General features: G+C 61.1%; 11 protein-coding genes. 9 read left to right on the plus strand and 2 right to left on the minus strand.

Translation table 11 applies throughout. The features are described 5' to 3' along the window. Positions 1-269 precede the first annotated feature (269 nt). Both LJX93_RS12940 and LJX93_RS12945 read right to left on the minus strand, forming a co-directional pair. Positions 270-2,825 (minus strand): HWE histidine kinase domain-containing protein, encoded by a 2,556-nt coding sequence (locus LJX93_RS12940; protein ID WP_227697271.1) that lies wholly within the window; start codon positions 2,823-2,825, stop codon positions 270-272. A 201-nt stretch (positions 2,826-3,026) separates the two neighbouring features. Continuing rightward, a complete protein-coding gene (locus tag LJX93_RS12945) occupies positions 3,027-4,403 on the minus strand; it encodes an amino acid permease (RefSeq protein WP_227697272.1) in 1,377 nt (458 codons plus the stop codon). Positions 4,404-4,759: 356 nt separating this feature from the next. On the opposite strand from LJX93_RS12945, the gene LJX93_RS12950 reads away from it, so the two are divergent. The 9 genes from LJX93_RS12950 (at position 4,760) to LJX93_RS12990 (ending at position 14,637) form a co-directional block, all read left to right on the plus strand. Further along, positions 4,760-6,457, plus strand: a complete 1,698-nt coding sequence (locus LJX93_RS12950) for an FAD-dependent monooxygenase (RefSeq protein WP_047583703.1) — start codon at positions 4,760-4,762, stop codon at positions 6,455-6,457. 7 nt (positions 6,458-6,464) lie between these two features. Further along, on the plus strand, positions 6,465-6,653 hold the full coding sequence (locus LJX93_RS12955) for a DUF2783 domain-containing protein (protein ID WP_227697273.1): 189 nt from the start codon (positions 6,465-6,467) through the stop codon (positions 6,651-6,653). 85 nt (positions 6,654-6,738) lie between these two features. Next, on the plus strand, positions 6,739-8,079 hold the full coding sequence (locus tag LJX93_RS12960; protein WP_047583704.1) for an MFS transporter: 1,341 nt from the start codon (positions 6,739-6,741) through the stop codon (positions 8,077-8,079). A 76-nt stretch (positions 8,080-8,155) separates the two neighbouring features. Beyond that, entirely contained in the window at positions 8,156-8,971 is an 816-nt protein-coding gene (locus tag LJX93_RS12965) for a helix-turn-helix transcriptional regulator (RefSeq protein WP_227697274.1), read from the plus strand. Between the two features lie 26 nt (positions 8,972-8,997). Further along, the gene (locus tag LJX93_RS12970) at positions 8,998-9,420 is read left to right on the plus strand and encodes a hypothetical protein (protein ID WP_047583705.1); all 423 of its coding nucleotides are present in this window, start codon (positions 8,998-9,000) and stop codon (positions 9,418-9,420) included. A gap of 14 nt (positions 9,421-9,434) precedes the next feature. Further along, positions 9,435-10,052, plus strand: a complete 618-nt coding sequence (locus LJX93_RS12975) for a dTMP kinase (RefSeq protein ID WP_047583706.1) — start codon at positions 9,435-9,437, stop codon at positions 10,050-10,052. 53 nt (positions 10,053-10,105) lie between these two features. Then, complete coding sequence (locus LJX93_RS12980; RefSeq protein ID WP_033697802.1) at positions 10,106-10,483, plus strand: VOC family protein; 378 nt, start codon at positions 10,106-10,108, stop codon at positions 10,481-10,483. A gap of 143 nt (positions 10,484-10,626) precedes the next feature. Continuing rightward, positions 10,627-11,553, plus strand: coding sequence for a 2-hydroxyacid dehydrogenase (locus tag LJX93_RS12985; RefSeq protein WP_033697804.1), 927 nt, complete (start codon positions 10,627-10,629; stop codon positions 11,551-11,553). 177 nt (positions 11,554-11,730) lie between these two features. After that, positions 11,731-14,637: an FAD-binding and (Fe-S)-binding domain-containing protein gene (locus tag LJX93_RS12990; protein WP_227697275.1), complete on the plus strand. Its 2,907-nt coding sequence runs from the start codon at positions 11,731-11,733 to the stop codon at positions 14,635-14,637. Positions 14,638-14,735 lie beyond the last annotated feature (98 nt).

A 14,735-nucleotide genomic window follows, 5' to 3' on the forward strand; every position in this document is an offset into this window, starting at 1 on the left:
CCGCGCGGCGCTTCGCGGCGCAAGGCCGCTCCCACATTTGTTTCGGGCCAGTGAGGTCTATAGCATTTGCGCGCGACCGCTTTATTTGTACGACGCGATATTCAGGCGGACGCCAACGGGGCGCGCGCTAATGCCTCAGGATTAACTGGCCCGAAACAAATGTGGGAGCGGCCTTGCGCCGCGAAGCGCCGCGCGGGCGGCGCTCGATATCCGCCCCCCTGCAAGGTTATAGACAGGCACAAATGCTGCTCGAAATCGGCTACGCGTGCCTACTTCACAGCATCCTGAACGTCGATCAGGCTTTCCAGGTTCGACAATATCGACAAGGCGTCATAGGGCTTGCGCACCACGGGAACGTGCTTCAAGTGCGCGGGAATGCTGACACTGTCGCCGTAACCCGTGGCAAACAGGAATGGGATGTGCTGGCGCGAGAGCGCTTCGGCTACGGCAATGGAGGTTCCCGTCCCCAGGTTGATGTCCAGCACGGCGACATCAGGCCTGTGGCTGGCCAGCAGTTTCATTGCCTCGGCTTCCGAGCTTGCGGTGATCACATCCTCGACCAGCGCATCGGCCAGAATCTGTTCAAGGCCCACGGCAATCACCAGTTGGTCTTCAAGAATCAGCACGCATGCATTGACCAGGGCCGTGCAGCTTACCGGTGGCGCAGCCGGCGCGACCTGCGGCGCTGGGGTGTCGGCTGTTTCAAGCTGAGTCAGGTGTTTGCCAGGAATTTTGAAATACCCATGCAGGCCTTCTGGTCTGAACTCGAGCGTGCTGCTGCCGCCCAGGTCGAAGGGGATGCTGCGTTCAATCAGTACCGAGCCAAAACCGCTTCGGCTCGGCGGGCGCACCGTCGGCCCACCGCTTTCGCACCAGGCGATGTCGCAAGCCCCACCCGAATCAATCGTCCAGCTGACCGCCAGCTTGCCGCCTGCCCGAGACAACGCGCCATACTTCGCGGCGTTGGTCGCCAGCTCGTGAAGCACCAGCGCCATTACCGAGTAGGCGCGGGCATCGAGCAGCAGGTTCGGGCCGTTCAGGGTGATGGCATCGGCTGCAGTGCGGTACGGCGATAGTTCCGCTTCCAGCAGCGTTGCGAAACGGCCGCCGCCATCCCCCCGCACCACCTGATCGTGCGCCAGCGACAACGCCTGGATGCGGCCCTTCAGCGTGGCCACGTAGCTGTTGAGGGTCTGGTTTTCAGTGGTGGGGTGGGCCACCAGTGCACCGATCAGTGAAAGAATGTTCTTCACCCGGTGGTTGAGCTCTTCGTTGAGCATCCGCTGGCGCACTTCGGCCTTGGAGCGCTCATCGGCCATCAGCTCACTGTTGTGCAGGGCAACCTCGACGATCGCGGCGCGGATGGCCTCGCCGAACTGGCGGTCCTGTTCGGACCAGGGCTGCGAGTGCTGATGTACGGTCTGCTTCCACACAGCAAAGCTTTTGCGTGGGGTCAGGCGCTCACCGAGCGGGCCGCTTTCGTAGGTCTTGTTGGGGTCACCGGCCCAATCCAGGGTTTCGATCACCTCCTTGCGAAACAGCATGAGGTAGTCCCTCGGTTGCTGCGACATCGGAATCACCAGTACGCCCGAAACGTCGACGGCATAATCCTGGGCGGCAGGGTGCGCCATCGACAGGCAGTTCGACGCCCATGTACGCCCCTCGGCGACCCCCTCGGCAAAGCGCAGCAGGTTCGGTACCGCCGCCTTGGGCGGTGTCAGCGCGTCGGCCGACCAGCGCCCTTGCAGCGACATGGCGATGCCGTCGCAAGGGATGAGTGCCTTGAAGTCTGTCATGCGGGCACGCAGCAGTTCTTCGATATCCGCGGTGCGGTGGGCATCGCGCAGCAGGTTGTCCAACACCTGGCGGGCGTAAGCAGCGGCTTCCACGGTTTGCTTGGCCCGCAGAGTCTGGACATGCAGCGAGAAGAACTCGCCGAACATCTCCGCCGCGACCCGCTGACCCATGGTCAGCGTGCGGGGTGCGTAATGGTGGCAGGCAATCAGCCCCCAGAGCGCGCCGTCGACGATGATCGAAATGGACATGGACGCGCCCACGCCCATGTTGCTCAGGTACTCGCAGTGAATGGGCGAAACGCTGCGCAGGTGCGCGTAGGACAGGTCCAGTGGCTCGCCGGAAAGGTCCAGTACCGGCTCGATCGGCACGGTTCTGAACTGGGCATCGGCAATGATTCGCACCGGGTTGCGCAGGTACAGGGCGCGTGCCTGCTGAGGAATGTCCGAGGCGGGGAAGTACTGCCCCAGAAAGCTTTCGAGGCCGCTGCGCTTGGCCTCGGCAATGACCTTGCCGGCGCCGTCGACGCCAAGTTGGTAGATCATCACCCGGTCATAACCCAGTAGTGCGCGAACACGCCGGGCAGTATCGGGGAACAGCTTGTCGGAGCGGTCGATCTCGCGCAACTGGGCGATGACGGTGCGCACCAGTTCGATTGGTTCGGCAATGCCCGCACCGGAGGGCTCGAACTCCAGGATGGCAGTGCCTTTGAAAATATGCGCGGCCACATCGAACACCTGCCCGGACGGCAGACTCACGGCAAAGCTCAGCGCCGGTCGGGACGCCTCTCTGACGCGTGCCAGCGCGTTGCGCAGCGTATGGGCAGCCTCGCTGCCGATGATGGTTTCGAGCCGTTGCCCGTTGATTTCACCCGCCACGCCCAGCATGCCGGCGGTATTGGCGGAGTGCCGCAGCACAACGCTTGCCGACGCGTTGCAGGCCAACAGGCAACCGTGCGGCTGGATGCTGCCGGGGATCTGGATAGGTTCGCGATCGCAGTTGGTCAAGTTGACGGGAGGTTGCAAAGTCATGGGCTGCCCCTGCCGGTTTACCAGAGGCCGGCTGCCTGCATGACCGCCGAACATTTTCAGGCAAACGAAGTGTTTACAGTCAAATTCAGCATGGGAGTCTAGCTTGCAGGGCACGCTTCGTCATCAAGGGCAACAGGTGGCAAGCACAGGGGTTTAGCGTGCCGCCATGGGGCAGGAGCGGGAAACCCGCTCCTGCACTGGTCAGCTCCCTGCGTAACCAACCGACTTCGCCGCCATCCGATTACGTTTCACGAAGTAGGCCGCCACCACCACCAGTGAGGTCACCGTGGTAAACCAGAACTGAAAGCGCGACCCTGGGTCGAAGGCCTGGGTGACAATCACGGCCAGCAGCGCGAACAGCGCAACGATATTGGCGTAAGGGAAGAACCACGCCCGGAACGCCGTGGGGTCGACCGCTTCATGCCGGGTTTTCCAGCGCATGGCAAAGTGGGCGATGATGATGAAGATCCACACGATCATCACGAACGTGCCGCTGCTTTTGGCCAGGGTCATGAACAGGTCGCCGCCGCTGACAAAGTGCACCGTCAGGATCAACAGGCAGATGCTCAGGCTCAGCAGCAGGGCGTTGAGCGGCACCCCTTTGGAGGTGGTGCGGGAGAACAGCTTCGGCGCGTGGCCACGCTGGCTCAACGAGAACAGCATGCGCGAGTTGGAAAACATGAACGAGTTCATCACCGACATGAACGAGATGAACAACACGATCTTCATGGCCACCGCCGCGCCACTGAACCCGGCCAGGCTGAACAATGACACATACGGCGAAGCCAGGTTTTCAGTGTCTGTCCAGGGCAGGCACAGAATCAGAATCGACACCGAACCGACATAGAACAGCATCACCCGCAAAATCACGCTCTTGATTGCCCTGATGACGTTCTGCCGCGGGTTTTCCGATTCGCCGGCCGCAACGGCTGCAATTTCACTGCCGCCCAGCGAGAAGATCACCACCACCACGCCCGCCATCACCGGCGACAGGCCATTGGGCATGAAGCCATCGTGCGCCGTCAGGTTGACCCAGCCAGGGGAGGGGATGTTGCTGTGCAGGCCGAGCAGTATCGAAGCACCCAGCACCATGAAGATGAGAATGGTGGCGACCTTCATCGCGGCCAGCCAGTACTCCACTTCAGCGAACGATTTGACCGAGTAGGCGTTGCTGGCCATCAACGTCACCAGCATGATGAAGGCGCCCGCCCAGATCGGTAGCCACGGCAGAAAGTCGTTGAGGATGGCGCCTAGCAGCACCGCCTCCAGGGTGATGGTCAGCATCGATTTGAGCCAGTACAGCCAGCCGACGGCAAAACCCGCCCATTCGCCGAGGTAGGTATTGGCATAGGTCGAGAACGAGCCGGCGTCCGGGTTGCGACAGGCCATCTCGCCGAGCATGAACATCACCAAGGTGACCACGATGCCGCCGATGAAATATGACAGGATCGCGGCCGGCCCCGCCGAGGCAATCAACTTGCCCGACCCCATGAACAGCCCCGCGCCTATCACCCCGCCTAGCGCAATCATGGTGATGTGCCGTTGTTTCAGGCTTTGCTTCAGACTGTTGGATTGCATTTCCTTGTCCTCTCTTATTATCGGGGAGGAATTGGCAACGTTCGTGCAGCGCAAGGCTTGCGACCGCAAAAATAGTTACCCCCCACACACAGGCGTCGTCGTGCGCCTGCGTCCACGCCCTGCAGCCTTTTATTCAGGCAATAGCTGTCAGGCTGGCCACCTTGGGCAATGCGGCCGTCTATCTCAAGCGAATTCTGCGCACAACATCCTGCGTTTTTTTCCTGAGGGCGTGCTTTCTGCTGTGCAAAGTTGTCCCTTCAAGGGGACATGTCTGTTTCTCACACCGCTTACAGTCCGCTGCATATCCGAAATGGCTCAGGCCAAAAAAAAGCATAACAATCCGGAGATGCAGTGTGATGCACACACCACTCGCAGAGCCTCGTCGCTCTATCTATTTCGATTACCAGGTTTTCCCTGCCCACACCGCCAGCGTGAATGCCCAGGTGCAGCATCACCCTGTGGTGATCGTCGGTGCTGGGCCGATTGGCCTGACCACGGCCCTGGACCTGGCCCGCTACGGCATCCCCTCGATCGTGTTGGAAGCCGAACGGCAGGTCAGCGAAGGCAGCCGGGCGATCGTGTTCACCCGTCGATCACTGGAGATCCTGCAGCAGGTCGGCATCTCCGAGCGTGTCACCTCAGCGGGCCTGCCCTGGCGCTTTGGCAATTCCTACTACCGCAATCAGCGGGTATTTCGCATGGAGGCCCCGCACGACCCCGATGACCGTTTTGCGCCCATGACCAACTTGCAACAGCCTTGCCTGGAGCAGTTTCTGGTCGATGCCTGCCACGCCAACCCGATGATCGAGCTGCGCTGGGGCAACCGGGTCAAGGCGCTGGCCCAGGCAGAAGACCGCGCGACACTGGAGGTGGATACCCCCGCGGGTGAGTACACCCTGCAAGCCAGCTGGGTGGTTGCCGCAGATGGGGCGCGTTCGGCCATTCGCACGCTGCTTGGGCTGCAACTGGAAGGTGCTTCATACGAAGGCCGTTTTGTAATCGCCGACATCAAGATCGACCTAGACCTGCCCACTGAGCGCCTGGCGTACTTCGACCCGCACTGGAACCCGGGCAATACCGTGCTCATGCACCGCGAGCCAGGCAATATCTGGCGCATCGACTATCAACTGGCACGGGGTGAAACGCCCGAACAGGCCTTGTCGGCTGACTCCCTGCGCGAGCGTATCAATGCCCAGTTGGGCATCGTCGGGGTAGCGAACCCGCAGTGGGAGCTGGACTGGTGCTCGGTGTACTCGGCGCGCGCACTGACACTGTCCGATTACCTGCATACTCGGGTGATATTCACCGGCGATGCCGCGCATTTGCTGCCCATTTTTGGCGTGCGCGGTGCCAACACCGGTTTCCAGGACTGTCACGGCCTGGGCTGGAAGCTGGCGCTGACCCTCAAGGGTATTGCCGGCCCGGGGCTGCTGGCCTCGTATAGCGCGGAGCGGGTAGGGGCCGCGCGCGAGATCATTGCCGAAGCGGGGAAGAGCACCCGTTTCATGACGCCGCCCAGTGCGGGTTATCGCCTGTTGCGCGATGCCGTACTGTCGTTGTCACTGACCCAGGCGTTCGTCCGCCCGCTGTACCACTGGCGCACTTCGCGGCCACATGACTATGTGGACTCTGCACTCAACTGCAAGCATGACGACAATTCACGCTTCAGCTGCGGGCCGCACCAGGGCGCGCCGCTGCTGAACGTGCGGCTCGGCGATGACCAGTTCCTGTTCGACAGGCTAGGGGCGTCGTTCTGCCTGCTGTATTTCACTGATGCCGTTGAAGTGCCGAGCGATATTCAAGCGCAGGCGCAAAGCCTGCGCGACCAAGGCGTGCCATTGCAGTTGCTGGCTGTCGTGGGTAATCGGCAAGGCGAGGTCCGGGGCGCAGACGGGGTGATCGACGACCCTGGCGGCCACCTGCGCAACAAATATGGTGCGTCGGCGGGCGGTGCTTACCTGATGCGCCCGGACCAGCACGTTTGCGCGCGCTGGCATCACCTCAATGGGCAGGCTTTGCGTGATGCCGTCGAAACCGCTTTGGGCAATGAGTGAGAACCCTATGGAACACAAGCAATTGACCATCAGCGACATTGAGACCCTCTACGACCAGCTAGCGGATGCCCTTGACCACATCGAAGAGGGCAAACGCGAGCTGTTTCTGGTGAAACTGGCGCTGCTCAGCGCCCAGGCGCTTGGCGACGCAGAGCCGTTTCTGGCGCTGACGCGCACGGCGTTGCTGGACCTGTAATCAGCCCCTGGCTTTCGTGCATTTGCCGCCGGTTTATCTGTTCGAGCCGGCGAGCCTTCCTATAACAATAATCAGGAAGTTCCCCATGACACGCAGTCCTATCGCCAGCGCGACCACCCCGACGGTGGCCGGTGTTGACGACCGCTATCAGCACGTGTGTAAAAAGATCTCGAAAAGGCTGATCGGCTTTTTGTTTGCCTGCTTCGTACTGTCGTTTCTGGATCGCATCAATATCGGTTTCGCCGGCCTGACCATGATGGGCGACCTGGGCCTCACGGGCACTCAGTTTGGCCTGGCCAGTACCTTCTTCTATGTCGCATACATCGCCTGTGGCATACCCAGCAACATGGCCCTGTCGCGTATCGGGGCCCGTCGCTGGATCGGCAGCCTGATGATTGCCTGGGGGCTGGCGTCTACCTGCACGCTGTTTGCGACCGATGCCACCTCGCTTTACCTGTTGCGGATTCTGGTGGGTGTGACCGAAGCGGGGTTCTTGCCTGGCGTGTTGCTGTACCTGACCTTCTGGTTTCCTTCGGCTTACCGGGCCCGCGCCAACGCGCTGTTCATGATCGCCATGCCATTTACCGCCGGGTTCAGCGCTGCGCTGTCGGGGCTGATTCTGGGCCTGGATGGCATCTGGGGGCTGAAGGGCTGGCAATGGCTGTTCCTGCTCGAAGGCTTGCCCTCGGTGCTGATGGGCTGCGTGGTGTTCGGTTATCTGGATGACCGCCCGCAACAGGCGAAGTGGTTGGATGGCGAAGAACAGGCGCTGCTGCAGCGCGCACTGCAAGCGGACCGCGCTGCCTGCACGGCAACTGCGACACAGCCTGCCCGCAGCGTGTGGCGCGAACTGGCCTCGCCGCGCATCCTGCTGTTCTGCCTGGTCTACTTTTGCCTGGTCAACACCTTGGCAATGATTGCGGTATGGACGCCGTTGATCGTCAAAAGCTTCAACAGCGCCAGCAGTAACCAGGCGATCGGCTTTCTGGCGGCCATCCCGCAGATCTGCACCATTGTCCTGATGATCGTCTGGGGCCTGCATTCGGACCGCACCCGCGAGCGCCGGTGGCACTTGGTGCTGCCCATGCTGATGGCTGCGGCTGGCTGGGTGCTCACTGCGCTGTCGAGCTATCCGGCGGTGCAATTGCTGGGGGTGTGCATGGCGGCCAGCGGCTCTTACAGCGCTATGTCGATTTTCTGGACAACGCCCGACCAGGTGCTGAGTTTCAGTGCCCGTGCGGTGGGTATCGCGGTGATCAACGCCATGGGCAATATCGGCTCGGCAGTCAACCCGCTGGTGGTCGGCTGGCTGAAGGACCTGACGTCCAGTTTCAGCGCAGGTTTCGCCTATGCTGCCCTGCTGCTGGTCCTCGGCGCACTGCTGGCCCTGCGCCTGCCCATAGCGCCGCCAGAGCCCGGGCGCTGAAGGGTGATAGAGTGTCGGGTAGCCGTAGTAGGCAATAACCACAAAACCTGCGCCCGACACGTCGAGAGAAACCGCTATGCAGTACTGGCCCTTGCGCCCCGGCAGTAGTGAACACCGCTTCAATATCGCTCACACCGCCAATCTGTTCGCCAGGGTGGGCCAGAACCGCAGCAAGTTCCTCGCAGCGGATTTGCTGCAGGTGATCGGCTCGGGCGTGCCGTTGGCCCAATGCACGATCTTCGCTTATCCGCAGCGGCGCAACGCCGAGGTGTTCTCGTTTGCGGACCGGGCGCGCGAAGTCTCGCTGCCGGCGATCTCCCACAAATATGTGCAACGCTTCTTCGGCCTGGATGGCAACCAGCAGGTGATGAGCCAAAGCCACTGCGTCACCAAGACCATCGTGCAACGCCAGTCAGCTGACGACATCACGCACCCCGAGTACCGGCGCATCTGCTATGAGCAGCCACAGATTGCCGAGCGGGTAGCCTTGCTGACCCACTGTGAAAGCAACCGCTGGTTGTCGGTGAACTTCTACCGCGGCCGCGAGCACGGGCGCTTCTCGGCGCAGGAAATGAACTACCTGGAAGCCCTGGCGCCGTTGCTGATCCAGGCCGTGCGCCTGCATTACCATGCGCACCTGCAAGCCAATGAGCTGCCCTTGCTTTTGGCCGAGCGGGTAATCAAGCAGCAGCATGTGGCGCTGACCTTGCGTGAACAAACGCTGTTGCGCCTGATGCTGAGCGGCCTTGCAGTGGAAGACATTGCCGAGCATCTGGGGGTTCGCCCCGTCAGCGCCGCGACGTATGTGAAACGGCTATACCGCAAACTGGGTGTCAACGGTTTGCGTGAGCTGTTTGGCTTGACCACGCAGGCCCAGTGGGCGCTATCCTGAATGCCTGCACCCTTGGGGCATCTATCATGCGCAGGTTGATGGTGTTGCTCGCGATCACGGCGATTGCGGGTTGTCAGGCGCCAATGCCGGCTGCCGATCCGCAGATGGCCTGGGTCGACTTCTCGGTGCCGTTTCCCAACGACAGGTTGTTGATGGCTGAACGCCTGGACCAGCAACGCCTGCGCGACGGCCGGTTTTTTCAGGTCAGCCCCGGCGGCCATGAGCTGACCGTCAGGTTCGACTACGAAGCAAGCGGGGGTTCGGGCATGAGCATGATGGGGGGCTCCACCGTGCGCGAGTGCTACCTGACGCTCAACTACCCGCATTTCAAAGCCGGCCAGCGCTATGTGCTGGAGGCGCGTTCCATGGCCTTGACGCCCGAGGCGCGGCTATACGATGCCAAGGGGGCGATCGTTGCCGAGGTCAGCGCGTATTATTGCCTTATGTGAGTGATGTTCAAACAATGAATCGTCCGCTGTTCGTTTCTCTGGATGGGCCCAAGGGCACTGGCAAGACCACACTGCTTGAGGCCATTACAAAAGTACTGAGGGCAGGCAACAACAAGGTGGTCCGGCTTTGCGAGCGCAATAACGACCCCAACAGGGGTGCAACAATGGCGCTGGTCAACCAACTGGTCAGAAACCCCAGCCGGGAGCTGGAAATGGGGGTTTGCGAGCGCCTGGCCGATAGCCGTAGCTGGATTTCACAGCATGTGCTGCCCAGACAGCCCCAGGGCAGCATCATCCTGATCGACCGCTGGTACCCGTCGGATGCCGCGTTTCGCCGGATAGTCCCGTTTGCAGACATTCTGCGCCTGAATATCGAGCGCAATGTGCGCGTGCCAGACCTGCATGTCGGGGTGGTTACCGACCCTGAAATCTCATGGGCCAGGGCAGCGGCGCGGTCGCGCGGGCTGGGCAGTACCGTGATGTTCAACCTGCATGAGCAGGTTGCCAGTACCCAGGCGTTCGAGCGAGCGGTTGCGGAGCAGGGGTGGGTGTTGTGCCGCAATGAGGGCACGGTCGAGGAGGCGACGATGCAGGTGGTTGCCGAGATTTATAAGGTGTTGCGAGGCCAATAGGGGACCGCACATAAAGAAAACCCGACAACGCAGGCAAGGGAGCTTCTACCGCAATGATTGATCACTTGGATCATCTGGTACTGACCACCACTGATGTCGACGCTTGCAAAGATTTCTACGTCCGTGTTCTGGGGATGCGTTTGCAGACCTTTGGGGCAGGCCGCCTTGCGTTCTGTTTCGGCAATCAAAAGATCAACGTCCATGTTCGCGGGCATGAGTTCGAGCCAAAGGCCCACCTGCCGGTGCCGGGGGCCTTGGACGTGTGCTTGATCGCCAGTGTCGGGCTCGAGCAAGTGGTCGCACACCTCGAGGCTCAGAACTGGCCCATTGTCGAAGGGCCTGTTCAGCGGACCGGGGCGACCGGGCCTATCCTCTCGGTCTATGTGCGCGACCCTGATCTCAATCTGATCGAAATTTCCGAACAGCTGTGACTTGGCGGTTCAGGGCTTTCAGTACCGGTGGTGAAACTACCTACTCAAGGCAGGAGGAACGGCTGTTCTTTTAGTGCACCCATGAGAAGGCATCATGTCGTTGGGGTGGGCATCATGTGTGTACTGAATAACAGGAGCCAGACATGGCTATTCTCTACATGGCCGAGCCCGGCAGTGCTGCTCAATGGCGTCAGGCTTTTCATGAAAGTGCCCCCGAACTTGAGTTTCGCGAATGGCCCGAGGTGGGCGATGCGCGCGACATCGAGTATCTGATTGCCTGGAAAGCGATGCCGAGGCTGATGGCGCAGTTCCCAAACCTCAGCGTGCTGTACTCGGCAGGCGCCGGCGTCGATCAGTTCGACCTGTCTGAGCTACCCGAGCACGTTTCGCTGGTCAGGCTGGTGGATGGCGCCATGGCCGACATCATGGCCGAGTACGTGACCTTTGCCGTGCTGGCCTTGCACCGTGACATCCTCACTTACCAGAACAGTCAGCGCGAGCGCCGCTGGGCGCCTTTGCCGATCATCCCTGCGTGCGAGCGGCGTGTGGGTGTGATGGGGCTGGGGAACCTCGGGCAGGTAGCCCTGCAGCGGTTGCAGCCACTGGGCTTCCAGCTGCATGCATGGAGCCGCTCGCCCAAAGCGGTCGCGGGTGCGCGTTGCTACGTGGGCAATGAGCAATTGCATGCATTTCTAGGCCAATGCGACATCCTGATCAATCTGTTGCCTCTGACACCCGAAACGACGGGCATATTGAACGCGACCACGCTCGATGCGCTGCCCACAGGGGCAGGTGTGGTGAACGTGGGGCGGGGTGCTCATGTTATCGAGCAGGATCTGTTGGCGGCGCTTGATACCGGCAAGGTCGCAGGCGCGGTGCTGGACGTGCTTGATCAGGAGCCTCCCTTGCCCGACCACCCGTTCTGGCGGCACCCGCGGGTGTTGCTGACCCCGCATATCGCCAGCAATGTTCAGGTCAAGGGCGCTGTTGATGTCATCGTGCGAAACCTTCACCGCGCGCGCAGCGGCCTGCCCTTGCTGAACACGGTGCATCGCGGCAAGGGGTACTGAGGCGTTGCGATTTGATCCTGCCTGAAGAAGCATGAAAAGCCTGTTTCTTCCTATTCCGAGTTGGTAGAGCCTCATCCGCGCTCGGCTTACAGTAGTTAACGCCCACCGCTCTACCCTGGGGAGTCCCCGTAGGGCCGTTGCGTTTCCGTGCTGATGATCGAGACCAGGCTTCTCCCAATGACAAAAAACAACCCTATCCCTTTCGACCTCAACCTCCTGATGACCCTGCGCGCCAAGCTTGAGGCGCAAACCTCGGCGGAGGTTCGATTCGACGCCGCCACCCGCGCCATCTACGCCTCCGAGGCCTCAAACTATCGTCAGCTGCCGATAGGCATTGTCATTCCCAAAACCGTCGACGATATCGTGACCACGGTACGCCTCTGCAAAGAGGCCGGCATGCCGATATTGCCGCGTGGCGCGGGTACCTCCATGTGCGGCCAGGCGGTGAACGCGGCGGTTGTGATCGATGCCTCCAAATACCTTCACGCTGTTCATGAGATCGACCCTGCAAGGCGCCTGGCCAGGGTGCAGCCGGGTGTGATCTGCGATCAGCTCAAAAGCGAGGCGGCCAAGGTGGGGCTGACCTTCGGCCCGGACCCTGCAACCCATAGCCGCTGCACGCTGGGCGGCATGATCGGCAACAACTCCTGTGGCGCTCACTCGGTGATGGCCGGCAAGACAGTCGAAAACGTCGAGCGCCTGGAAATTCTGACCTATGACGGTGAGCGTTTCTGGGTAGGGCCTACCGACGAGGCCGCCTACCAGGAACACATCAAGGCCGGTGGGCGGCGTGCTGAGATCGTGCAGGCATTGAACGCGCTGGTCGATCGCAACGAGGCGCACATTCGCCAGGGGTTCCCCAAGCTCAAACGTCGCGTGTCGGGCTATAACCTCGATCAGTTGCTGCCTGAAAACGGCTTCAACATTGCACGCGCGCTGGTGGGCGTCGAAGGCACCTGCGTCACCGTCCTGCAGGCTGAGACGATTCTGGTGAAGAACCCGACTCACCGCGTGCTGGTGGTGCTGGGCTATGACGAGATCTATTACGCAGCCGACTCCGTACCGCAGTTGCTGCCGCTCAACCCAATCGCAATGGAAGGGTTGGATGATGGCATCATCGATGGGCTCAAAGAACGCGGCATGAAGCTTGCCGATATCGCTGAGCTTCCGGCTGGCAACGCCTGGTTGATGATCGAGTTCGGTGCTCTGTCGACTGAGCAAGCGATTGCCTTCGCCCAGAAGGCCGTGGACATCGCGCCTGAGTTGCCGGGCAGCCCAAGTGTGCGGCTGGTGACCGATGCAGGTTTGATGAATCGAATCTGGACGATCCGAGAGACGGGCGCCTCGGCGACCTCGCTGGGGCTGGACCCGAACGCGCCTGATCCTGTCGTAGGGTGGGAGGATGCAGCGGTCGAGCCCGAGCACCTTGGCCAGTACCTTCGCGAGTTCAAGCGCTTGGTCAGCAGCTACGGCTACAAGACCAACCTCTACGGGCACTTTGGTGATGGCTGTATCCACTCGCGCATTACCTTCGACCTGAAATCCCAGGACGGCCTGGATAACTGGCGAGCATTCCTGGAGGAGGCGGCTCACCTGGTCGTGCGCTACGGCGGTTCGTTGTCGGGCGAGCATGGTGATGGCCAGGCCAAGGGGGAATACCTGCGGATCATGTACTCCACCGAGATCATGAATGCCTTTGCCGAATTCAAGGCGATCTGGGACCCGCTGAACAAGATGAACCCAGGCAAGCTGATCCATGCCATGCCGGTCGATGCCAACCTGCGGTTGGGCCCGGACTATGAGCGCCGCGAAATCCCCAGCCAGTTCACCTACGATGCACGCCTCGGTGACAAGGGCCTGGCGCGCGAGGCCGAGCGCTGCATCGGGATGGGTAAATGCCGCTCGCTCGAAGGCGGCACCATGTGCCCAAGCTTCAGGGCGACCCGCGAAGAGACGTACTCCACCCGCGGCCGTGCACGTTTGTTTTTCGAGCTGTTGAAGGGCGAGGTGATCGAAGGTGCCTGGCAGAACGAGGAGGTCAAGGATTCCCTGGATCTGTGCCTGAGCTGCAAGGGCTGCAAGACGGACTGCCCGACCAATGTGAACATCGCCCGCTACAAGACCGAGTTCCTTAGCCGCTATTACAGCCACAAGCCGCGCCCGGTGATGGACGCCATGATCGGGCGCATCGGCGCATGGCTGCCGCATGCCACCAAGCTGTCACCCGTACTCAACTACGCCATGGGTAACCCGCTGGTGCGTAAGGCGGGTGCTTATTTCGGGCTGGCGCGTGAAGCCAAGTTCCCAAAGGTCGCCTCGCAGAGTTTCCGTAGCAGCGCTACGGCCAGGCGTATCCTGAAAAATGAGCGTGTGCGTGCCGGTACAGAGGTGCTGTTGTGGGTGGACAGCTTCAATAATGGCTTCACGCCCAACGTGCTCGAAGCGGGTGTAACCGTACTCGAGGCGCTTGGGTTTAGCGTAAAACTGATGAAGCGCCATGTGTGCTGCGGCCGGCCTTATTACGACGTGGGCATGATCGATCAGGCCAAGTCGAACCTTGAGCAGATCCTTGCCCAGTTGGCGCCGGTGCTCGAAGAGGGGCTTCCAGTCATCGTCCTTGAGCCCAGTTGCTTGTCGGTGTTCCGCGACGAAATGCCGGGCCTGTACCCGACGGACCCGCGCGCCAAAAAGCTCGAGAAGTCGATCATGACCTTGAGTGAGTTCATCGAGCAGCGTGGTCTGCAGTTGCCTTCGATCAACGAAGACGTGCGCATACATGGGCATTGCCACCAGAAGTCCTGCGGCGGGATGGCTGGGGAGCAGGGCGTTCTTGAAAAGCTGGGCGGCCAGGGCCAGGTGATTGCTGCGGGGTGCTGCGGCGTGGCGGGTGCATACGCTTACCATAGCAAGACGGCTCCGATTGCGAAGATCATCGGTGAGAATGAGTTCAAACCTCACATCGACAAGATCCCGCAGCAGGCGGCGGTCGTTGCCGATGGCTTCAGTTGCCGCGGGCAGATCCGCAACGTGAGTGGCAGAGAAGCCATGCACCTGGCCGAGTACCTTGCGAAAATTCTGGGTTAGTTGCACGCAGCGCAGCATTCTCCAGTATCTGGCTGCTAAGGTCGTTGCAAACCTGGCAGCCATCGAGTGCTGTCGAGTGGTTATAACTAAGTGGGATT

Origin of the sequence: Pseudomonas sp. HN2-3, assembly GCF_020691745.1 — a bacterium.
In the GTDB taxonomy this organism is placed as follows: Bacteria; Pseudomonadota; Gammaproteobacteria; order Pseudomonadales; family Pseudomonadaceae; genus Aquipseudomonas; species Aquipseudomonas capeferrum.